The sequence below is a fragment of the Thermobacillus xylanilyticus genome (assembly GCF_907165215.1).
Lineage (GTDB): Bacteria > Bacillota > Bacilli > Paenibacillales > Paenibacillaceae > Thermobacillus > Thermobacillus xylanilyticus.
This window is the reverse complement of sequence record NZ_CAJRAY010000024.1, coordinates 96,266-117,461: the sequence shown is the minus strand read 5'-3', so window position 1 is coordinate 117,461 and position 21,196 is coordinate 96,266. Positions and strand designations below refer to the sequence as shown.

Annotated in this window: 20 protein-coding genes; 4 read left to right on the top strand and 16 right to left on the bottom strand. The window is 63.6% G+C overall.

What is annotated here, in order from left to right; all coding sequences use genetic code 11:
- Window positions 1-71: 71 nt before the first annotated feature.
- Together KJQ12_RS05525 and KJQ12_RS05520 are read right to left on the bottom strand one after the other, a co-directional pair.
- Window positions 72-764, bottom strand: coding sequence for a hypothetical protein (locus KJQ12_RS05525; protein ID WP_213483808.1), 693 nt, complete (start codon window positions 762-764; stop codon window positions 72-74).
- Entirely contained in the window at window positions 751-1,731 is a 981-nt protein-coding gene (locus tag KJQ12_RS05520; RefSeq protein ID WP_213483845.1) for a helix-turn-helix transcriptional regulator, read from the bottom strand. Before KJQ12_RS05520 ends, KJQ12_RS05525 begins: the two co-directional genes overlap by 14 nt.
- A 179-nt stretch (window positions 1,732-1,910) precedes the next feature.
- On the opposite strand from KJQ12_RS05520, the gene KJQ12_RS05515 reads away from it, so the two are divergent.
- The gene (locus KJQ12_RS05515; protein WP_015255855.1) at window positions 1,911-2,528 is read left to right on the top strand and encodes a superoxide dismutase; all 618 of its coding nucleotides are present in this window, start codon (window positions 1,911-1,913) and stop codon (window positions 2,526-2,528) included.
- Window positions 2,529-2,580: 52 nt separating this feature from the next.
- Here KJQ12_RS05515 and KJQ12_RS05510 read toward each other — a convergent pair whose 3' ends face one another.
- Entirely contained in the window at window positions 2,581-3,474 is an 894-nt protein-coding gene (locus KJQ12_RS05510) for a YutD family protein (protein ID WP_213483807.1), read from the bottom strand.
- 57 nt (window positions 3,475-3,531) lie between these two features.
- Window positions 3,532-4,434 (bottom strand): lipoyl synthase, encoded by a 903-nt coding sequence (gene lipA / locus KJQ12_RS05505; protein ID WP_213483806.1) that lies wholly within the window; start codon window positions 4,432-4,434, stop codon window positions 3,532-3,534.
- A 146-nt stretch (window positions 4,435-4,580) separates the two neighbouring features.
- On the opposite strand from lipA, the gene KJQ12_RS05500 reads away from it, so the two are divergent.
- A complete protein-coding gene (locus KJQ12_RS05500; protein ID WP_244860444.1) occupies window positions 4,581-5,666 on the top strand; it encodes a M23 family metallopeptidase in 1,086 nt (361 codons plus the stop codon).
- A gap of 19 nt (window positions 5,667-5,685) precedes the next feature.
- Here KJQ12_RS05500 and yunB read toward each other — a convergent pair whose 3' ends face one another.
- Window positions 5,686-6,747 (bottom strand): sporulation protein YunB, encoded by a 1,062-nt coding sequence (gene yunB / locus KJQ12_RS05495; protein ID WP_342344828.1) that lies wholly within the window; start codon window positions 6,745-6,747, stop codon window positions 5,686-5,688.
- A gap of 210 nt (window positions 6,748-6,957) precedes the next feature.
- On the opposite strand from yunB, the gene KJQ12_RS05490 reads away from it, so the two are divergent.
- Entirely contained in the window at window positions 6,958-7,377 is a 420-nt protein-coding gene (locus tag KJQ12_RS05490; RefSeq protein WP_213483805.1) for a DUF4395 domain-containing protein, read from the top strand.
- Window positions 7,378-7,680: 303 nt separating this feature from the next.
- Here the strand turns inward: KJQ12_RS05490 and KJQ12_RS05485 are convergent, their stop codons facing one another.
- From KJQ12_RS05485 to KJQ12_RS05445, 9 genes are all read right to left on the bottom strand, one after another.
- Complete coding sequence (locus tag KJQ12_RS05485; protein WP_213483804.1) at window positions 7,681-8,781, bottom strand: Gfo/Idh/MocA family protein; 1,101 nt, start codon at window positions 8,779-8,781, stop codon at window positions 7,681-7,683.
- Between the two features lie 81 nt (window positions 8,782-8,862).
- Window positions 8,863-9,588 (bottom strand): ThuA domain-containing protein, encoded by a 726-nt coding sequence (locus tag KJQ12_RS05480; RefSeq protein WP_015255862.1) that lies wholly within the window; start codon window positions 9,586-9,588, stop codon window positions 8,863-8,865.
- Between the two features lie 39 nt (window positions 9,589-9,627).
- The gene (locus KJQ12_RS05475) at window positions 9,628-10,788 is read right to left on the bottom strand and encodes a Gfo/Idh/MocA family protein (RefSeq protein WP_015255863.1); all 1,161 of its coding nucleotides are present in this window, start codon (window positions 10,786-10,788) and stop codon (window positions 9,628-9,630) included.
- A gap of 64 nt (window positions 10,789-10,852) precedes the next feature.
- A complete protein-coding gene (locus KJQ12_RS05470; RefSeq protein ID WP_213483803.1) occupies window positions 10,853-11,881 on the bottom strand; it encodes a LacI family DNA-binding transcriptional regulator in 1,029 nt (342 codons plus the stop codon).
- Window positions 11,882-12,035: 154 nt separating this feature from the next.
- On the bottom strand, window positions 12,036-12,596 hold the full coding sequence (locus KJQ12_RS05465; protein WP_213483802.1) for a nitroreductase family protein: 561 nt from the start codon (window positions 12,594-12,596) through the stop codon (window positions 12,036-12,038).
- Window positions 12,597-12,624: 28 nt separating this feature from the next.
- Window positions 12,625-13,356, bottom strand: a complete 732-nt coding sequence (locus KJQ12_RS05460; RefSeq protein WP_213483801.1) for a ZIP family metal transporter — start codon at window positions 13,354-13,356, stop codon at window positions 12,625-12,627.
- 96 nt (window positions 13,357-13,452) lie between these two features.
- On the bottom strand, window positions 13,453-14,799 hold the full coding sequence (locus KJQ12_RS05455) for a hemolysin family protein (protein WP_213483800.1): 1,347 nt from the start codon (window positions 14,797-14,799) through the stop codon (window positions 13,453-13,455).
- A gap of 117 nt (window positions 14,800-14,916) precedes the next feature.
- Window positions 14,917-15,801, bottom strand: coding sequence for a TetR/AcrR family transcriptional regulator (locus KJQ12_RS05450; RefSeq protein WP_213483799.1), 885 nt, complete (start codon window positions 15,799-15,801; stop codon window positions 14,917-14,919).
- On the bottom strand, window positions 15,802-19,035 hold the full coding sequence (locus KJQ12_RS05445) for an efflux RND transporter permease subunit (RefSeq protein WP_213483798.1): 3,234 nt from the start codon (window positions 19,033-19,035) through the stop codon (window positions 15,802-15,804).
- Between the two features lie 481 nt (window positions 19,036-19,516).
- Here KJQ12_RS05445 and KJQ12_RS05440 point away from each other — a divergent pair, with 481 nt between their 5' ends.
- A complete protein-coding gene (locus KJQ12_RS05440) occupies window positions 19,517-20,083 on the top strand; it encodes an NAD(P)/FAD-dependent oxidoreductase (RefSeq protein WP_015255870.1) in 567 nt (188 codons plus the stop codon).
- 66 nt (window positions 20,084-20,149) lie between these two features.
- Here the strand turns inward: KJQ12_RS05440 and KJQ12_RS05435 are convergent, their stop codons facing one another.
- Together KJQ12_RS05435 and KJQ12_RS05430 are read right to left on the bottom strand one after the other, a co-directional pair.
- Window positions 20,150-20,830: a DUF421 domain-containing protein gene (locus KJQ12_RS05435; RefSeq protein WP_015255871.1), complete on the bottom strand. Its 681-nt coding sequence runs from the start codon at window positions 20,828-20,830 to the stop codon at window positions 20,150-20,152.
- Window positions 20,831-20,877: 47 nt separating this feature from the next.
- Window positions 20,878-21,196: MFS transporter (locus KJQ12_RS05430; RefSeq protein WP_342344827.1), on the bottom strand; the 319-nt coding region annotated here is incomplete at its 5' end.

Sequence of the window (21,196 nt, the reverse complement as noted above, 5' to 3'; positions counted from 1 at the left end):
CAGGTCCCATGCGCCATGTCTCGTCTTATCGAAATGTATATGAACGAATCCTCGACAGATTCCACCCCGACTCAAATCACCCCGTACGCCCGCAGCGTCTTCAGCCGTTCCACCGTTATCCAGCCGCGCCATGCCAGCTCCGCGCCGGGGCTGACCGTCTGCCAGTGGATCGGCCAGCCGCCGTCTTCCCGCTGCAGGCGGACGAGCGCCTCCAGATGCTCCCGCACTTCCGACTCCGTGACGAATTTCGCCGCATGGCTGTCCGGACGGGGGGCCCAATCGAGCACTTTATGCACATAGCCTTCGGCGTCCGGGTTGCGCTCGATCGTCCCGGGGCGGCCCAGCCACGCATCGAACTTGGACAAGTGCCGTTCGGCCCGATTCCGGTCGGGCGCATGCAGCAGAAACATCAGCCAGTTCACTCCGTCATGGTAGCCTGCCGGCTCTTCCCGCTCCACCACGCGCCAGACATACGCTTCGTTCTTCACGAACCATTCTTCCGCGAATATCTCCGTCCGCACCCGCTGCTTGTACAGGAGGCCGAGGATGCTGCCGGTCGGGTTGATCGAGGGCACATCGTCGCGCTCCGCCCTCCACCACGGGGCATGCGTGTATTCGCCCGCGCTCTTGAAGACGAAGGGCAGCCCGCCGTCCGGCAGCGTGATGCCGCGCAAATACCGGATGATCCCGTCCAGCACGTCCGGGGCGAAGCAGCCGATCTTTCGTTGTTTCCCATCGTTCCATCCTCCCTCATTCTCCGTCAAATTCTTGCCGCCCCGCTCGATGACCGTCCCGTCCGGCATGCCGTTCGTACCGTTCGCATACCTGCCTCGCCATGCCGGCGATCTCGCGCCGAAGCCGCTCCGGCTCCATCACCTCGGCATCCGGCCCAAGCGTGTAAAAGAAGCGCACCGCCCAGTGCCATTCTTCGGCCGGACAATCGAAATCCACTTCCCACTCGTCATCCGCGATCTGCCGCACCCGCTCGCCGATATGCTCGTCCTGCTCGGCCAGCAGCGCGCCGCGGTAGGTCAGCCGGGCGACGATCCGCACGAAAGGGGCCGCGGGCGCGCGCACCTCCGCATCATCGCGGCTGGTGCGCGGCGGGTTCAGCGACGGACCGTCGATCGCCTTGATGCTCATCATCCGGTCCACCCGGAACGTGCGCGTCTCCCCGTGGAAGGCCGAATACGCCTCGCAATACCAGAACCCGTGCGCCGCGAAAATGCGCCGCGGCAGCAGCTCCAGCCAGCGCCGGGAGCTGGCGGACCGGTAGTCGGCACGAATCCAGCGGGACGCGGCGGCGTGTTCCATCAGCTCGGACAGATGCGGCGTCTTCACCTTCCTTTCCGGAACTTCGATTTCCACCCGGTCCAGCACCGGCTCGATCGCCTCAAGCATCGGCTTCGGCAGCACGGCCCGGATCTTGTCGATCACCGTCCAGCGGGCCTGGCGGAAAGGGGTGTCGGCGAGCCGCGTGAGCGCGCGGAGCGCGAACAGCAGAGTGAGCGCCTCTTGCGAATCCAGCTGCAGCGGCGGCAGCCTGTACCCTTCCATCAGCCGGAAGCCGCCGGCGGGCCCGGGCTCTGCCCAGATCGGAACGCCCATCTCGGCGAGCGCCTGCATGTCCCGCAGAATCGTCCGCCTGGACACCTCGAACTTGTCCGCCAGACTTTGCGCCGTCTCCGGCCGCTGCTGCAGCGCGATCAGAATCGCCACCAGCCTGTCCATCCGTCTCAACGCGGTTCCCTCGCTTCCCGTCATGATCATAGCAACACGACGGTGACATGAAGATTGTCACCGATTCAAGCCTTCCTCGCGCCGGACTTTCGCAACATCCATGTTGATTTATTCCGGCGAATCATGGATAATAATGCTGTAAAAAATTGAACGCAGGAGGTAAACGAACCATGGCTCATCAACTGCCACCGCTTCCGTACCCGACGAACGCGCTCGAACCGCATATCGACGCGACGACGATGGAGATCCACCACGGCCGTCACCATAACACGTATGTCACGAACCTGAACGCAGCGCTCGAATCCGCTCCGGAACTGCAAAGCAAGTCGGTCGAAGAGCTGATCTCGAACCTGAACGCCGTACCGGAATCGATTCGCACGGCTGTTCGCAACAACGGCGGCGGCCACGCGAACCACTCGCTGTTCTGGACTACCTTAAGCCCGAACGGCGGCGGCGCTCCGACGGGCGCGCTCGCTGCGGCGATCGACAGCGAACTGGGCGGCTTCGAGAAATTCAAGGAAGACTTCACGAAAGCGGCCACGACCCGTTTCGGCTCCGGCTGGGCCTGGCTGGCGGTATCGCCGGAAGGCAAGCTGAAAGTGTACAGCCTGCCGAACCAGGACAGCCCGCTCATGGAAGGCGACACGCCGATCCTCGGTCTGGACGTATGGGAGCATGCTTACTACCTGAAATATCAAAACAAACGCCCGGACTACATCGCCGCGTTCTGGAACATCGTGAACTGGGACGAAGTCGGCAAGCGTTACGAGGCAGCCGTGAAGAAATAAAAAGCCTGACAAAAAGGGGTTTTCCCGCTGCGGGAAAACCCCTTTTCGCTGTTTACGTCTCGCCGGATCCCGCCGGCGCGGCTTGCTGCGCGTTCGGCCGCCGGTTCCGGTGCTGCTCGCCGCCCGCCCGCTCGACCTTGGGATGACGCGGTCCGCGCGGCGCGTCGCCGGAACGCGGATTCGGCTGCCGGCCGCGATGCGCGTCGCCGCGGGCGGCGTCGGGCTTCCGGCCCTGCGGCTGATGCGGATGCCGCTCGCCCTTGCCCGGCGCGCCCTGGCTCTGCTGCCCGCCGCGCGGCTCCTGCCGCCCGCCGGACGCCCCTCCGCGCTTGCCGCCGTGCTGTCCGCCGCCCTGCCCCTGCGGCTTCTGCTGCCCGAATCCCGGGCTCTTGTGCGCCTGCCGCTTCTGCTGTTTCTGCTGCTCGCGCTGTTCCCGCGCTTCCCGCAGCTCGCGCTGAAGAATGAGCGCCTCCAGTTCCGCCCGCTCGGCCGCGATGCGGAGCGCCCGGCCTTCCCGGCCGGTCGACTGGTCGGCCCGCCAGCGCATGAGCCGCTCGCCGCCGGGCAGCGCGGCCGCCTTGCCGGCGAGGCCGGCAGCGGTCTCGCCGGTGGCCGGCAGCGCGTGCGTGAACACGACCGGCTCTTCTTCCGGCGCCGTCCGGCTGCGTTCATCCCCCGGCACCCGCCGCAGGACGAAGTACGCGCAGCCGAAGTTGCAATATTCGTGCAGATAGTCGACCAGATGGCTGATCGACGTATCTTTCGTCGCTTTCGGATGATTGTCGCGGAAAAATCCTTTCAATCTCAGCTGGTTGTAACCCCAATCGCCGATGACGTAATCATAGCGGTCCAGCACTTCGCTGTACCGTTCCCTGAAGGCTTCGGGGTTCCAGCCGCCTTTGTGATCGAGCACCAGCTCGAATACTCTGCCGCCGATATTGATCAAGATGAACCCCCATTTCCCGCACCGGTTCTGTTCCGATGCTTCCCCGAATCCTTTCGCTCAGTTTCCGGCCGAATGGGTCAGCGCCGCCGCCGCCGATTGCACCTGCTCATGGGCATGATAGGAACTGCGCACGAGCGGACCCGATTCGACATGGCGGAAGCCTCTTTTGAGCCCTTCTTCCTTCAGCGCTTTGAATTCGTCCGGATGGACGTACCGCTCCACGGGCAGATGGTTCGGCGTCGGCTGCAAATATTGTCCGATCGTCAAAATATCGCAGTCCACGGCGCGCAGATCGTCCATCGCCTCGAGAATTTCGTCCCATTCTTCCCCGACCCCGAGCATCAGACTCGACTTCGTCGGAATGTCCGGCTGCATCTCCTTCGCCCGCCGGAGCAGTTCGAGCGAGCGGTCGTATTTGGCCTTCGCCCGCACCTTGTCCGACAGGCGGCGGACCGTCTCGATGTTGTGGTTCAGAATGTCGGGCTTCGCGTCCATGACGGTGCGCAGCGCATCCCAGTTGCCCATGAAGTCCGGAATGAGCACCTCCACGCTGCACAGCGGCAGCCGCTTGCGGATCGCCTTGATCGTCATGGCGAACACCTGCGCGCCGCCGTCGGCCAGATCGTCGCGCGCGACGCTCGTCACGACGCAGTGGCGCAGCATCATCTGCTCTGCCGCTTCCGCGACCCGTTCCGGTTCGGCCAGATCGAGTTCCGTCGGCTGGCCGGTCTTCACCGCGCAGAACCGGCAGGCGCGGGTGCAGATGTCGCCGAGGATCATGAACGTCGCCGTCCGGTTCGCCCAGCATTCATAAATATTCGGACAGCGCGCTTCCTCGCATACGGTATGCAGCGTCTTCGCGCGCATCATCGTCTTCAGTTCGGCATAGTTGCCTTCCGTCGCAAGCCGGATCCGAAGCCAGTCCGGCTTCGGCAGCCTTTGCTTTTCGCGTGTGCTCATGGGGGATCCCCGCTTTCCTTACGGGCGGGACCGCAGTCCCAGACCCTTGCTAGAGTGGAGCCATAATCTTTCTTATTATAACACGATTCGGATAAAAACCAATGATCTGCAGATGCTAACGGAGGACAAGGAGGCGATGGAACGCTATGCTTCGGTTGACGCGGAGAGGCGCGGGGAGCCGGTTCGACACGGCATTGCGGGCCGTTCGGCGCATCGCCGCAGCCTGCGCTTCCCTGGCGCTTTTTGCCGCCGCGGCCGGTCCCGCCGCCCAGGCGGCGCCCGCGGCCGGCAAGGTGACGCCGGAGCGCGACGTCTATGCCGAACGCCGCGCGCTGTTCGACCGGATCAGCATGCTGACCGGCATCCCCTGGCACCATCTGGCCGCCATCGATCAGTACGAGCGGACGCTGACGAAGGCTCGTCCGAAATCACGACCGCAGCCGCGCGGTCTGATCGCCATCTATGTGCCGCCCGAACGGTGGGCGGGCGAGCTGAACCCGGACGAGAACGAGACGAATCCGGCGGTCATCCGCCATTTCGGCGGCATCGGCCTGGACGGCAACGGCGACGGACGCGCCGACCGGACGGATGACGAGGACATCCTCTGGACGGTCGCGCAGCAGTTGCTCAAATCCGGCACGGCGGAAGACGATTTCGCCATCGGGCTGTGGGAATATTACCACAACACCCGCGCAGTCCAACGCGTCCTGCAGTTTTCCGCGCTGTACGCCGCCTTCGACCGGCTCGATCTCGACGATCACGCGTTCCCGCTGCCCGTCCGCGCCGACTACTCGTATCGGGACACCTGGGGAGCGGCGCGGGGCTGGGGCGGCTACCGGATTCACGAGGGGACGGACATTTTCGCAGACTACGGCGTGCCCGTCCGCAGCACCTGCTACGGCGTCGTCGAGACGAAAGGATGGAACCGGTTCGGCGGCTGGCGGATCGGCATCCGGGACATTGACAATGTGTATCACTATTTCGCCCATCTGTCCGGGTACGACAAAAACCTGAAGCCCGGCGACATCGTGAAGCCGGGCCAGGTCATCGGCTGGGTCGGCAGCTCCGGCTACGGCAAGCCGGGCACGTCGGGCAAGTTCCCGCCCCATCTCCATTTCGGCCTGTACCGCGATCGCGGTCTCGTCGAGTGGGCGTTCGATCCTTACCCGCTGCTGAAAAAATGGGAGCGCGAGGACTGGCAGCGGATACGGAACGGCACGTACAAGTGGTGAACGGCCGCGGATCTTTTTCTCACGATTCCTCCGGCACGGCGTCTTCGTTTCCGGTTCCGGTCTCGTCATGCGCCTCGCCGGAGGTTTCTTTGTCCGGTTCCGGCAGCGGCAGCGCGATATTCGGCGCGTGATCGGCCGTTGATCCGGATGGATTGCCCTTGTTGTCGTAATAGTACATCGGCACGTCGCCGACGACGAGCAGATAAGAGATCGGAATTTCCGTCACGACCGTCTCCGGCTGCGTATCGAACGGAATGATGATGGCCATTTCGGCTGTAATCCGGATATACACTTCCACGAGAATCATGTTGATGCCCGCGTCCCGCTGGCGCGTGCCGAGTTCCACCTTCGCCGCGCCCACGGGTTCGAAGCGCACGGGCATGCGCGGTCCGAACGACGCGATGACCGCGCTGCCGATCGCCTGGCCGATCGGGATGTGCTCGGGCACATGTTTGATTTCGTTCAGCGTCCGCTGAACCGTCTCGATCGTCTCGGAAGTGATGCGCATGTGCTCGGCATAGTTCAGCATGAAGCCGGACACCCGTCCGTCTTCGCTTTTCTGCCATTCCACGAGCCGTTCCGCGTTCGCATGGCTCGCCACATGATTGCTGATCGCCTCGTTGATCGCCCGCGTCACGATCTGCTTCACCCGCATCGTGGCGACATGCATGAGCGGCGGGCGGAGATTGCGCTCCACATAGACGAACGCGGCGGTCACGAACACGCAGAAAGACAGGAAGACGATCAGGAACAGCCGCATTCCGCCGAGCTTCCGTCTTTCCCGGCGGGGAGGCTTTGAGCTGACGCGCATTCGCGTCCCGGCGGGCCGGCGATGCCGTTCGCGCCGCGCCGGACGGGCGAACAGAGCGGTCCGGCCGCCCGCGACAAAATGGCCGCCCGATGCGGGCCGGTTTCCGGAGACGAACCGGCCCCCCGAGGCCGGACGGCTGCCGGCGGCAAATCGTCCGCCCGCGCCGGGCCGGCGCCATCCTCTGCGCCGGCGGATGCGCATGACGCCGCGCCTTCCCGGCAAGAGCGCGCCGAGCCAATGCGCGATGCCGCGTCTTCCCCATCTCGCCATTCGCGTCACCTCCGCTGTCTGGCCGCCAGCCGCCCGTCCGACGGCTTCCTCATCCCAGCATATGCGCCCCCGCCCGGAAACATTTCCCCGCCGTGATCTTCCGCCCGCCTTCATTGACATCCGGCGCCTGCTGCGTTTTAATGGTGAGCAGATAGATATGATTGGTCGGTTTTAGCTTGAGGATTACGGATTTCGGAAGGAGGTCCCGACATGATGGAAATCCCGCTTCCCCTGATCAAAGCGAATCAGGCCGGCATCGTCCTGTTCGTCGTCATCGCGCTGGCCTCTCAGCAGCCGTGGTGGATCTACGCCCTGTTCCTCATCCAGCTTGCCGGCCTTGCGTTCGGCCCGCAGGCGAGCCTGTTCATTCTTCTCGCCCGGTCGGCGCTGGCGGACGAGCGGCTGAGGCGGTCCGAGACGCAGGCGGCGGAGCTTGCCAGGTTCAACCAGACGATCGCCGTGCTGCTGCTCGGCCTGTCGTCCGTGTTCCATCTCGCCGGCTGGAGCTGGCCGGGACACATCGCCTCCGGCATGGTCGGACTGGCCGCGCTGGCCGCCCTGGCGGGCTATTGCATCGGCTGCACGATCTACTACCAGTACAAGAGATGGCGGGCGCTGCGCGCGCGTTGAGGCCTTGGCGCGCGTGGAGATCAACCCCTTCCAAGTAGTTCGGCCCGATAAGCGAAGCTGCTTCGCTTATCGGGCCGAATTTTCGGCATTCACCCGAAACAGAGAAAAATTCTGCTTCTATTCCGGAAAATTGGCGCGAAATCGGCCGGTTCCCCGGAATCAGAAGAAGATTCTGCGCCTATTCGCGTCGACTTTGCCTTTTCGGGCGGAATGGCGGCAATTTTTGCGCCAATCCGCACCCCGACGGTCCAGGACGCCAAGAAAGCCGATCAGGAACAGCCCTCCTGGTCGCTTGTCCAAAATTCAGTCCAGCGTGAATTCCGGCAATCCGGCCGGCAGCGGCGCGGGCTTCGCGCAGGTGCTCACCATGACGTAATGCCGGCCTTCCTCCGACGCCGCGTGGAAGCCGTGCATCGCCTCGAGCACGTGGTACGCGAGCGCGCCGTTCGCGCGATACGGCCGGCCCGTGCGGATCGCCTTCGCCATGTCGGCGGCGCCGACGCCGCGCGAATTGCCCGTGTAGCCGTGGGTGAGCGGCACTTCAATCCATTCGCGCGCGCCGGCTCGGGACAACAGCACCGGACCGCCGAACGTGTTCGGGTCCGGCACGACGAGCGTCCCGTCGCTGCCGTACACTTCGATGCGCGGCAGCGTCGAGCCGCCCTTCACGTCGAAGCTTGTAATGATCGTGGCGACCGGTCCCGATTCAAAGTCGATGACGCCGGCGATGTGCGTCGGCACTTCGACCGGAATGACCGTTCCGGCTTTCGGCTGGCTCGTGATCGTCCGCTCCGGGAACGAGATGCGCGCCGAGCCGGTGACGCGCCGGATCGGGCCGAGCATCGCGACGAGCGCCGTCAGATAGTACGGCCCCATGTCGAACATCGGCCCGCCGCCGGCCTGATAGTAGAACTCCGGCGACGGATGCCACGACTCGTGGCCGCCGCTCATCATGAACGCCGTCGCGCCGATCGGCGTGCCGATCGCCCCTTCCTCGATCAGCTTGATGCAGGTCTGGATGCCGCCGCCCAGGAACGTGTCGGGCGCGCTGCCGACGAGCAGCCCCTTGCGTCCGGCCAGTTCCAGCACCTCGCGGCCTTCCCCGCAGGTCACCGCCAGCGGCTTCTCCACGTACACGTGCTTGCCGGCCTCGAGCGCCTGCAGACTCACCGGCGCGTGCGCCTTCGGAATCGTCAGGTTGATGACCATCTCAATCTCCGGATCGGCGAGCAGCTCTTCGACGGAGCAGCCGCGCACGCCGTATTCCGCGCCCTTGGCGATCGCCCGCTCGACGTCGATGTCCGCGCAGGCCACAATCTCGAGCGATTCAAACCGGCTGCCGTTCTGAAAATAAATCCCGCTGATGTTGCCGGTGCCGATGATGCCGGCTTTCACTTTGTCCATAGCCGAACTTTCCTTCTTTCCGTGTCGAGTGTTGGTGCCTTCGATGCTCCCGTCAGCCCGTCAGCCCGCCAGCCGCCGGATTCAGTCCGGACTGTCGCCCATGCCCGTGTAGCTGGTGTAAATCACCGGGTTGGTGCTGCCGTAAAGCTCCTTGCCTTCCGCCGCCCACAGGAAACCGCGGCGCATCAGCTCCGTCACTTCCGGCATGCGGAGCACGCTCGCCACGTGGCCGAGCGAACAGTAGTAGACGCGGCCGACGCCCCAGCGCTTCGTCCAGACGACCGGCATGTCCACGGGACCGTTCAGCTCATGCGGGCCGGGGACGGTCGGGAACTGCGTGACGGCCAGCACTTCGACCGCGGGATCCACATGCAGATAGTACTGCTCGCTCTTCACCGTGAAGTCCTGGATGCCCGCCGTCAGCGGACTCGACGAATGTTTGATCTTGACGAGGTATTCGACGCCGTCGTTGCCCGGATGGGCGACCCAGTTGCCGCCGGTCATGAACTGCCAGTCCACGTTCTCGCGGAACGCGTCGCACATGCCGCCGTGGCAGCCCGCGAGGCCGACGCCGCTCTGCACCGCCTCCGACACGTTCCGCACGTAGCGCTTCGGAATCTTGCCCATCGTCCAGATCGGGATGATCAGGTCAAGCGACATCAATTTTTCCTTGTCCGCAAAAGCCTCCAGCGTATCCGACACTTCGACGGAAAATCCTTCCTTCTCCAGGATGCCCCGGAAATGTTCCGCGGCCTGGTCCGGCTCGTGGCCCATCCAGCCGCCCCATACGATCAACGCTTTTTTCATGAGGTTCCCCTTTCTCTTCTGTCCAGCGCAACGTTCCGATTACATTTCGCTGATCTTCACCCAGCGGCGCTCATCCACCGACTTCTCGACCGCCTCGAGCACCGCCTGGCATTTCACCCCGTCGGCAAAGTTCGGCACCGGCTGGCGGCCTTCTTCGATCGCGTTCAGCAGTTCAACGATGACATGCGTGAACGTCTGGCCGTAGCCGATCGAGTGTCCGGCCGGCCACCAGGCGTCCATGTACGCGTGCGCCGCGTCGGTCGCCATGACGCGCCGGAAGCCCTGCACATCTTCCGCGTCGTCCGTGAAGTAAACCTGCAGCTCGTTCATCCGCTCGAAATCGAACTTCACGCTGCCCTTCGAACCGTTGATCTCGAACGCGTTCGTGCACCGGTGGCCGGGCGCGAAGCGCGTCGCCTCGAAACTGCCGAGCGCTCCGTTTGCGAACCGCGCGAGGAACAGCGTCGCGTCGTCGACCGTTACCTCGCCTTTCGGCGCGGAAGCGTCGCCCTTCGCGCTGAGGCCGGTCATCGAGGACGGCAGCGGGCGCTCCTTGATGAACGTCTCGCTCATGCCGACGACCTCCTCGATATCCCCGATAAGGAAATGCGCAAGGTCGATCAGATGCGCGCCCAGGTCGCCGTGCGCCCCGGAGCCGGCCACGTTCTTGTCCAGCCGCCAGACGAGCGGGAAGTCCGGGTCGATGATCCAGTCCTGCAGGAACCATGCGCGGAAGTGATAGATCCGGCCGAGCCGCCCTTCCTGCACCAGCTTCTTCGCGAGCTGAACAGCCGGAGCGAACCGGTAGTTGAAGCTGACCATGTGCTTGACGCCGGCTTCTTCGGCGGCCTGCAGCATCTCGCGCGCGTCGGCGAGATTCAGCGCCAGCGGCTTCTCGCAGAACACGTGCTTGCCCGCCTTGGCGGCCGCGACGGCAATTTCCTTGTGCGCGTCCGACGGCGCGTTGATGTCGACGATGTCGATGTCATCGCGCTGCACCAGCTCGCGCCAGTCGGTGACCGCCGACTCCCAGCCGAACTGGGCGGCCGCCTGCTCGACGCCGGCCTTGTTCCGGCCGCAGATCGCCTTCATGACCGGAACCGGCGTACCGGGGAACGCCATCGGCACTTCCTTGTAGGCGTGGCTGTGCGCCTTGCCCATGAATTTGTACCCGACCATGCCGATGTTGTACTGCTTCATGCGGATCACTCCTCCCACGGGGATAAAGTTGTATGAAGGTCCGGGCGCATGGCGCCGGACGTTTCTACGAGCGCGGCGCGGAAGACTCGCGTACGACGAGCTCCGTAGCCAGCGTCTCGTGGAACACGGATTCCGTTCCCCGCCAGTCGGGCAGCCGGTCCAGCAGCCGCTCCGCGGCGGTCCGTCCCATCGCGCCGAACGGCACGCGGACGGAAGTCAGGGGCGGGTCCACCATGGCGGCCGCGTCCGAGTCGTCGCAGCCGACGATTGCGAGATCGTCCGGCACCCGGACACCGCGTTCGCGCAGCGCCTGCATCAGCCCGATCGCCATCCGGTCGTTCGCGACGAATATCGCGTCCAGATCGCGCAGCCGGGCGTACACGTCCTCCGCCGCGCGGCGGCCGCTTGTGCGGCTGTAATTGCCGGCGAACATCCGCTTCGGGTCCGGCGCAAGGCCCGCCTCCCGCAGAGCCCGCATATAGCCGGCCTCCCGCTCCCTGCTTGGTGAATACCACGGCGAACCGTTGAGAAAACCGATTTTTCTGTAACCGCTCTCAATCAAATGCTGCACCGCGCGCCGGCTGCCTTCCTCGTGCGCCGCGCAGACCGAGCTTGCCCGGCCGTCGCCGGAACGATGGTCGATCATGCAGAACGGCAGCCCCTCGTCCGCCATCGCCCGGATGCCCGCCTCTTCCTCCGGCAGGCTGCTCGCCCCGAGCACGATGCAGGCGTCGATCCTGACCGAGCGGAACAGCGGCACGTAGTCGAACGGCTCCTGCGGCCTGCGGTACAGGAGGAGCAGCCCCATGCCGCGCTCGCGCACCGCCTCGCCGATGCCGTCCAGCATCTCGGAGAAATAGTACGTGGAGAACAGCCGCACCTTCGGCACATGCGGCAGCACGACGCCGAGATTGCCGCTCCGGCCCCGCGCGAAACTGGCCGCCAGGGCGTGGATCTGATAGTTGAGCTTGCGGGCCGCTTCCAGCACCCGCTGCCGCGTCTCTTCCCGCACCGGGCCGACACCGTTCAGCACGCGCGAGACCGTCGCTTCCGAGACGCCTGCCAGTTCGGCCACTTCCTTGCGGGATGCCACGTTGCGCCTTCCCTCCCGAATGAAATCCTTCACACGCCTGTTGATGACGTAATGTACGCGCGTACATTTTCGCATGAAAAGAAGGGGAAGTCAATGCACGCGTCCCATTTTTTTTGCGCGACCATGCACGCTTCCCCGTATCCGCCGCGCCCGCTCAGGACAGCCAGACCGTCTTCTCCGCGGCCGGCCTGCGCTTGCCCTCGGGGAGCGGCGCTGCCGGCTTGCCCAGGTAGATGAGGCCGACGAGCTCCTCAGCTTCCGCGAGGCCGAGCGCCTGCTTCATGAGCGGATGGTACATCGGCTCGCCGGTCCGCCAGATCGCGGCCAGCCCGAGCGCATGCGCCGCCAGCAGCAGATTCTGCACGGCCGCATGCGTCGCCGCGAATTCCTCGGCGCGCACGACCTTCGGCGCATCGGACGGCAGCGCCGACACCGCGATGACGACCGGCGCGCGGTACGCCTTCGCCTCCGCCTTGGCGCGGACCGTCTCCCGCTCCTCCTCCGAAGCGCCGAGCACGGCGATATCGCCGTAAGCCTTCGCCAGCACGCCGCGTCCTTCGCCCGTCATGACGCGGAACCGCCACGGTTCCGTGCCGTGATGGCTCGGCGCCCAGTTGGCCGCCTCGAGAATCGCCTCGATCGTCTCGCGCGCTACCTTCTCCTGGCTGACACGGCCGAACGACCGGCGCGTGCGGATCGCTTCCAGAACGTCCATATGTACGCTCCTCTCTCCCGGTTTCCAGTCAGCCGAACACTTCCGCGATATAGATCATCGCGAGCAGCCCGGCGATAAAACTGTAGGTCGAAGGCCGCTCGAACCCGTGACCGTGGCTTTCGGGAATGAGTTCCTTGTACGCGATGAACAGCATGGCCCCTGCCGCGAACGCCAGCCCCGGGCCGATCAGCCCGTCGATCCGGCTGGCCGCCCCGTAGCCGACCACCGCAGACACCATCTCCATGAGGCCGGTCGCCGTCACGATGAGCAGCGATTTCAGCTTGGGCGTCCGCGCGTTCAGCAGAAACACGGCCAGAATGAGTCCCTCCGGCATATTCTGCGCTCCGATGGCGATCGCGACCATCGGGCCGAGCCCTTCGTTTCCGCTCGCGTAGCTGAACCCCGTGCTGAGGCCTTCCGGAATATTGTGGATGAAAAGCGCGATCATGACGAGCAACGCCTTGTTGTCGAGCGAGCGGATGCCGTTTTTGTTCTCGACGTCGATATGGGGAATGTTCCGCTCGATCACATCCAGCACCAGCACGCCGAGCACGAGTCCGACGGTCATCGTCCAGAAGCCGGCTTCGGCGATCGCCTGGGGAAGCAGGCCGAACGTCGAAGCGGACACCATGATGCCGGCCGTGAACGCGACGAGAATGTCTTTCCACCGCTCGGACATCTTCCGGATCAAGAGCACCGGAAGCCCGCCCAGAACCGTCGCCATGGCCGATACGAAACTGCCGAGCAAAGCGTCCTCCAAGACCGCCAGCACCTCCCGCTTTCCTGTGCGCTAGTTCCGAGTATAGCACGAGCGCGGTCGGCGGCAAGCCCTTTTGTCGGGCCGGCGGAAGGATCGTCATTCGGCCGGGGCCGTCACGTCTTCCATTTTCCCCGCAGTCCCGGCTTCTCCGCTTCCCGGCGGCACGATCCGTACCTTCGCGATCCGCTTGTTGACCGGCCCTTCCGCGCGGAAGATGTACCCTTCCCAGACGATCTCCGCCTCGTCGCCCGCCTCCGGGAACCGTCCGAGCTGCCCGATGACGAAGCCGCTCACCGTGTCGTACCGGTCCGTCGGCAGCCCGATGTCCAGCATTCGCTCGATCTCGTCGAGGTCGACGATGCCGCTCACGAGCAGCGACCCGTCGTCCATTCTCACAATATCGCGAACATCCTCGTCATATTCGTCAAAAATGTTGCCCACGATCTCCTCGAGCAGATCCTCGATCGTGACAATGCCCGCCGTTCCCCCGTATTCGTCGATGACGATCGCCATGTGGACCTTGTTCTTCTGGAAGTCCCGGAACACTTCGTCGATCGGGCGCTGCATCGGCACATGATACGGCTTGCGCAGCAGCTTCGTCAGATCGAACGCTTCTTCATCGCAGTCCATGACGTGCAAGGTCAGGTCCTTTACGTGCAGGATGCCGACGATGTTGTCCATATGCTCGCGGTAGACGGGATAGCGCGTATATTTCTCGCTTTCGATCGTCGCGACGATGTCCTTCAGCGTCGCCTCAAGCGGAATGCCGACGACGTCGATGCGGTGGGTCATGATCTCCCCGACGGTCTTGTTGTCGAAGTCGAAAATGTTGTTGATCATCATTTTCTCCGTCTTGTCGATCGCGCCCCGCTCCTCGCCGACATCGACCATCATCCGGATCTCTTCTTCCGTCACTTCTTCGTCGTCCGCGTTCGGATCGACGCCGAACAGGCGCACGATCAGGTTCGTCGAACCGGTGAGCAGCCGTACGACGGGAGAGGTGACCGCCGACAGGAAGACGAGCGGACGGATGGCGAGCATCGCGATCGGCTCCGCTTTCTTCATCGCGAGCCGCTTCGGCACCAGTTCCCCGAACACGAGCGTGAAATAGGAGAGCACCAGCGTGATGACAACGAGCGCGATCGTATGCAGCAATTTCTGCGGCACCGGCACACCCTGCTTCGCGGCGAAGGCCGCCAGATCGCCCGCGAAGCTCTCGGCCGCGAACGCGCTCGCGAGAAATCCGGCCAGCGTGATCCCGATCTGAATGGTCGCGAGGAACCGGCTCGGTTCGCGCAGCAATCCCTCGAGCAGTTTCGCTTTCTTGTGTCCGTCCTCCGCCATCGCGCGAATCCGGTTGTCGTTCAGCGAGATGAGCGCGATCTCGGAAGCGGCGAAAAAGGCGTTCAGCAGGATGAGCACGATGAGGACAATGAATGCCATGCGTTCACTTCCCCGTCCTGTTCTGGTTCATGCGTAGTATAAGGTATGCGGCTTCGAAATATGTCCGCGCGGCCTTCTCCGCGCCAACAGAAAAACCGCTGCCGGCGGCAGCGGTTTTCACATCTGCTGCATTTCCCTTTCCAGCCGGTCGATGGCCGGTCGGAGCGGCTCGGGCGCGAGGGCGCGCACATGGCCCAGCATGGCGCGCAGAATGACGCGGTTCGGCAACAGTTTCGCCGTCTCGGCCTCCAGCACGCCCAGCGCTTCCTCCAGCTCGCCCGTATCCGCGCCGTCCGTCCGGAGGGCTTCCAACTGTTCCCGCAGTTCCCGGATCGCGGTCTGCCGCAACGCCGGTCCGCAGCCGCCGGCCAAACTCCGGACCAGCGCTTCGAGCTCATCGCCCGCAACGAGCGGACGCTCGCCGCTGCCGGACAGCCCGGCGGCGATGTCGTCCATCCGGGCGACAAGATACCGCGCCAGCCGCTGCGGTTCGAGCGGCTTGCCGCCGAGCAGGAAGTAGCCGATGAACTCGCCGATCGCGCCCTGCATCAGCAGCGCGATGTCGCAGGCATACGGCCCGCACGCTTCGCCGTAGACACTGCGGATCGAACGCTGCAGCCAATCCGCCGTCTCCGCCCGGATCCGGAGGACGAATCCGGGCAGCGCTTCGTGGATTTCAGTTGCGTGATCATGCCAGAGCCGGCGAATCCATTCGGCGTTCTCCGAGCCCACGGCGAGCTGCGCCTCGAGCTGGCGGATGAACCGCTCGCGCGGCGTCAGGCCGTCATCCGACTCCAGCTCCGCCATACGCCGCCGGACGCGGTCGTAGACGTCGGAGACGGCGGCCAGCGCGAGCTCGTCCTTCGATTTGAAATGGAGGTAGATCGAACCTTTCGCCACCCCGGCTTCCTCGGCGATTTCCTGGATCGACGCCGCGCGGTAGCCTTTGCGCGCGAACACGCGCAGGGCGGCGGACACGATCATCCGTTTCTTGTCCGACAATCAGATCCGCTCCTCGGCCTGCTTGCGGCGGAAGCGCATCAGCACTTCGTAGATCGCCGGCACGATGAACAGCGTGAGCAGCGTCGAACTGGTCAGGCCGCCGATGACCGTCACCGCCAGTCCCTTCGAAATGATGCCCGCGCCTTCGAGGCTGAACAGCATCGGCAGCAGGGCGCCGACCGTCGCGAGGGCGGTCATCAGAATCGGGCGCAGACGGGTGCCGGCCGCCTCGATCAGCGCTTCCCGCGTCGCGAGGCCGTCCCGTTCCTTGTGAATGACGCGGTCGATCAGGACGATTGCGTTCGTGACGACGATGCCGATCAGCATGAGCAGCCCCATCATCGCCGAGACGTTCAGCGTTTCGCCGGCCAGCAGCAGCGCGATGAACGCGCCGATCGCCGTGAACGGCAGCGAGAACAGGATCGCGAACGGCGCCAGTCCGCCGCCGAACGTGATGACGAGCACGAGGTAGACGATCGCGACCGCGGCGGCCATCGCCAGGCCGAGCTGGGTGAACGTCTCGTTCATCTGCTCGACGACGCCGCCGAACTCGACATCCACCGATGCCGGCAGCTCAAGATCGTTGATCTTTTGCTTCAGTTCGGAAGAAGCCTTGCCGACGTCGGCGGTCGTCACTTCGGCCGTGATGTTCGTATACAGCCGGCCGTCCATCAGGTTGATCGCGTTCGGCGATTCTCCGCTTTCGACCTTCACGACATCCCGGATCGGCACTTCGAAGCCGAGCGGCGAGGTGAGCGTCACGCCGGTCATATCGTCGATCGTGTCGTACTGCTTCGCCTCCGACTGCACGTACACGTTGTACACTTCGCCGTCTTCCTGGATCGTCGTCAGGACGGGCCGCTCCCGCACCGGAGCGAGCGCGAGCATGATGTTGCCGGTCGTCAGCCCGTACCGGCTGAGCTGCGCCTGATCCGCGAGCAGCGTGTACTGGTCGTAGGTCTCTTCCAGTCCCGTCTCGATGTCCTTGAAGTTCGAATCCTCTTCCATGAGCGTCTTGATTTTTTCGGCCGCGTCCTTGATTTCTTCGTAGCTGTCGCCGTAGACGGTCAGGCTGAAGCTGCCCGTGCCCATGACGCTGGACATGTCGAGCATTCCCCACTCGCCTTCGCCCGGGGCTTTCGCCTGCACGTCGGCGAGCACCTGCTCCTTCACTTCTTCAAAGTTCTTGATGTCGCTCTGGAACAGCACATAGAACAGTGCGGAGCGGTCAGAGCCGAAGCCCATCATGCTGCCGCCCTGACTGCCGACCGCAAACTGCATGTCCGTCACGTCGGCGCGGTTCAGCAGATAGCCCTCCGCCTTCGTCGCCAGGTCCACCACTTCGTCCTGGAGTTCACCCGGTGCGGGCGAATAGGTGAGTATTGCGTATTTCTGCTCTTCTTCCGGCAGGAAGCTCGTGCCGATGAATCCGCTGAGGCCGACGCTGGCCGCCAGCAGCAGCACCGCGACCAAGAACGTCACGATCTTGTGGCTGAGCGCCCAGCGCAGTCCCTTCTGGTACGCTTTCGCCAGCGTGCCGGGGCCTTCGGAATGCTTGCCCTTGGACAGGCCGCGCTTGAACAGCGTATGTGCCAGCATCGGCACGATTGTGATCGCGACGAGCAGCGACGCCAGCAGCGAGTACACCATCGTCAGTGCGAACGGCAGGAACAGCTCGCCCACCATGCCGCTGACGAGGCCGAGCGGCACGAAGACCGCGATCGTCACGATCGTCGACGACATGATCGGGATGAACATTTCCTTCGTCGCCGAGAGGATGAGCGCCTTGCCCTTCAGTTGCTCGCCGGTCAGCGACATGCGCCGGTAAATGTTCTCGATGACGACGATCGAGTCGTCCACGACCCGGCCGATCGCGACCGTCATCGCGCCCAGCGTCATGATGTTAAGCGTGATGTTGTTCAGCTTCAGCAGCAGGATGCCGATCAGCAGCGACATCGGGATCGAGATGACCGCGATCAGCGTCGAGCGCACATTGCGCAGGAAGAGCAGGATGATGATGACTGCGAAGATCGCCCCGAACAGCGCCTTCTCGAGCATCGTCGCGACCGATTGCTCGATCGGTTCGCCCTGGTCGAGCATCGTGATGATGTTCAGACCTTCGGTGTCTTCTTGGAAGGCGTCGAGCTCGGCCTTGACCTTGTTCACGACTTCGACCGTGTTCGCCTCCGGCGCCTTGATGATCTGCACGGCGACGGACTCCCGGCCGTTCGTGCGCGAGATCGACTCCGCCTTGCCGACGAGCTCGATGTCCGCGATCTCGGAGAGCGGAACCGTGGGCAAGCCGCTGTTCATCAGCGCGGCGAGCAGATCGGCGTCGCCCGCGCCGGCTTCCATGCCTGCGGCACCGTCCATGCCTGTTGCTGCATCCATGCCAGCGGCACCGCCCATGCCGGCCGCGGGGTTCATGCCCGCAGCGTCACCCATGCCGCCAGCGCCGCCCATGCCGGCACCCGTTCCTTCACCGCCGGACGGGATGAGCGGAATGGCCAGATTGCGCAGATCCTCCAGCGAACGCACGCCGCCGTCCACGACGATGTTTTTCTGCGTGTTCTCCATCTCGAACAGACCGAGCGGCGCCTTCAGCACCGAACCCTGGATGATGCCCTGGACTGTATCCTTGCTGAGGCCGTACTCCGCCAGCTTGTCCTCTTTCCAGGTCAGGATGACTTCACGAACGTATTGGCCCGAGATCTGGACTTCCGATACCCCGTCAAGGCCTTCGAGTGACGGCCGCAGATCCTCTTCGATGACCGCGGTAAGTTCCTCGAGCGACAGCGTGTCGCTGCTGACGCTGACGGCCAGCACCGGGAAGGCGTTGATCGTAATCCGGGAGAGCGTCGGTTTCGAAGCGCCTTCGGGCAGTTTGACGCTGTCCACCGCTTCGCGGGCTTCCTCGAGCGCCTCTTTCATGTCCTTCTCATAGTCATACTGAATGAAAAGCGACGAGACGTTCTCCATCGACATGGATTGCAGCAGGTTGACACCGTTTAAATTGCGGAGCCGCTGCTCGATCGGACGCGTCACCTGCTCCGCCACCTCGTCGGGCGCCGCGCCCGGATAGATCGTCGTTACCGAAATAACCGGAACGTTGATGTCCGGGATCGTTTCCTGCTTCATCGTGAGTCCGGCGTAGAGACCGGCCGCCACGACGATGATGGTCATGATCCACAGCGCAAACTTGTTGTTCAGCGAAAATCGGATGATGCCGTTCAACCAATTCCACTCCTTTGTCTGTTGTGCTGACCGATTGTTCAGAATGGTAATATTCTATCTTATCAAAATATTGAATTTCAAATGAACACCTCCGTTGACCGGACGGTCATACCCCTTTCGCACATCGGGCACAGCCTTTGCAGGCCCACCATTTACATACGGCCGAGCCTGCGCCCGGGAGCCAAAAAATTGCACGAACCGCGCCCGATGCCCGTCCGCAGCGGCGTTTCGGATCAGGGCACCGGACCCGCCGACGAAACGGTAAATCGTTATTCCGACATTTGTGACTATTTTTCGAACTTTAACGGTACCGCGTGACTCCCCCGGTCCTCCACCCCTGCATGCCTCCGAGAGCCTTCTCTTACACGCCTTCACGCCCGTTCCCGTCATCCTTTTGATTTTAGAAACATTTTTGTATAAAATGTTCCTGTGGCATCAAGTTGTATTCGCATTGATTTCATGGGCGAAGGAGTGGGTGGAGATGTTTGACATCGCCATTATCGGCGCCGGACCGGCGGGCGCAAGCGCCGCGCTGTTCACGGCCAAAGCGGGCAAGAAGACGCTGCTGCTCGACAATGACAAGAGCATCACGAAGCGGGCCTGGATCGAGAACCATTACGGCGTTCCGGAGATTACGGGTCCCGATCTGGTCGAGACCGGCAAGAAGCAGGCGGCAAAATTCGGCGCGGAAGTGAAGCAGGCGACGGTCACGAACATCGTGAAGGACGGAGACAAGTTCCGCATTGAGACGGAAGGCGGCGAGTCTTTCGAAGCCGGACAAGTCATCATCGCAACCGGCCTGCTGACGGACCTCGCCGAGAAGATCGGCCTGAAGCTGAAAGACGGCACCGAGCCGCGCATCAAGACGGTCATTGACGTCGACGCGGACGGCCGGACGAACATCGACGGCATCTGGGCCGCCGGCACGGTGGCGGGCGTCAGCGTCCATACGATCATCACCGCCGGCGACGGCGCGAAAGTCGCGATCAACGTCATCAGCAAGCTGAACGGCGAACGGTACGTCGACCACGACGTGCTGAAATCCTGAGCCATCAGAAAACGGCAGCCTGAACCGACGCTCGAGACAACACGGCGTCAGTTCGGCTGCCGTTTCTCATTGATGCGGCATAACGAACAGTCCTTCTTCGGGGTCCCAGTCCGCGTACAGGACGCCCTCATACGAAGTGATGCCCCGATCTGCCAACTGCTGCTTCAGCCACGGTTCGGACAAGGACGCCTTCCCCAGGTTGTCCGACTGCAGCCGGCCGTCGAGGATCAGCGTAATCGGCACCCGTCCGCCCACGCCGTGCAGGCCGAGATCCGCGCGCGTCGGCGGTCCGTACGGCCGCTTCGGCAGCACGCTGATCATGCCGTTCGTCTCGAGGACGGCGTACTCGATCTCGCGCAGCGAGAAATACCCCTGCTGCCGCAGCATGCTGAGCAGCTGGTCGAGATCCAGCATGTTGCGGCGCATGACGTCGTATTGCAGATGCCCGCGCCGGATGACGATGGACGGCTCGCCTTCGAACAGCGTGCGCATCTTTTTCGACTTCAAGGTCAACCGCCCGATGGCGTAAATGATCAGCCCCCAGATCAGGATACCGTACACAATCTGCGCCGCCGTCACATCCGGCTGGTAGACCGCGTTGCCGACCAGATCTCCGAGCACCAGTATGGCGACGAATTCGAACGGCGTCAGCTTGGAAAAATGCGCCTTGCCGAGCACCTGATTGAAAACAAACAGTCCTGCGAACCCGAACAGCAGATCCACGGTGATATGCAAATAATGGCTCACGGCAACCCCCCGCGCTTTCCACTGCGGTCATCGCCGTTAGTATTCCCTTAATTTCCTTGATCCGATCCAGCCAAAATCTTCGCTCTCGGCGCGGTCAGCAGCACGGCCGCAACGCAGGCGAGCATGACGCAGCCCGTCACGATGAACTGTCCCGCAACCGGCAGCGGCACGAGTCCGATGCCGGACGAACCGGCCACCGTGCCCGCCGAGAACAGCGCGTAGAACCAGCCGTAGGCTTGTCCGCGGTTCGTTTCCGTCGTGCCGTGGATGAGCAGCGTGTTCATCGCCGGGAACAGCAGCGCGAACCCGAGGCCGTACAAGGTCATCACCGCGACAAGAACGGCCATGCTTGTGCTGTGCCCGAGC

Coding starts and splice junctions, on each gene's coding strand:
- KJQ12_RS05485 (WP_213483804.1), bottom strand. CDS start 8,781: ATGGACAAAGTGAAAGCCGGCATCATCGGCACCGGCAACATCAGCGGG.
- KJQ12_RS05465 (WP_213483802.1), bottom strand. CDS start 12,596: ATGGACGTTCTGGAAGCGATCCGCACGCGCCGGTCGTTCGGCCGTGTC.
- KJQ12_RS05520 (WP_213483845.1), bottom strand. CDS start 1,731: ATGGACAGGCTGGTGGCGATTCTGATCGCGCTGCAGCAGCGGCCGGAG.
- lipA (WP_213483806.1), bottom strand. CDS start 4,434: ATGAGCACACGCGAAAAGCAAAGGCTGCCGAAGCCGGACTGGCTTCGG.
- KJQ12_RS05480 (WP_015255862.1), bottom strand. CDS start 9,588: ATGAAAAAAGCGTTGATCGTATGGGGCGGCTGGATGGGCCACGAGCCG.
- yunB (WP_342344828.1), bottom strand. CDS start 6,747: ATGGCGAGATGGGGAAGACGCGGCATCGCGCATTGGCTCGGCGCGCTC.
- KJQ12_RS05440 (WP_015255870.1), top strand. CDS start 19,517: ATGTTTGACATCGCCATTATCGGCGCCGGACCGGCGGGCGCAAGCGCC.
- KJQ12_RS05455 (WP_213483800.1), bottom strand. CDS start 14,799: ATGGCATTCATTGTCCTCATCGTGCTCATCCTGCTGAACGCCTTTTTC.
- KJQ12_RS05490 (WP_213483805.1), top strand. CDS start 6,958: ATGATGGAAATCCCGCTTCCCCTGATCAAAGCGAATCAGGCCGGCATC.
- KJQ12_RS05515 (WP_015255855.1), top strand. CDS start 1,911: ATGGCTCATCAACTGCCACCGCTTCCGTACCCGACGAACGCGCTCGAA.
- KJQ12_RS05475 (WP_015255863.1), bottom strand. CDS start 10,788: ATGAAGCAGTACAACATCGGCATGGTCGGGTACAAATTCATGGGCAAG.
- KJQ12_RS05500 (WP_244860444.1), top strand. CDS start 4,581: ATGCTTCGGTTGACGCGGAGAGGCGCGGGGAGCCGGTTCGACACGGCA.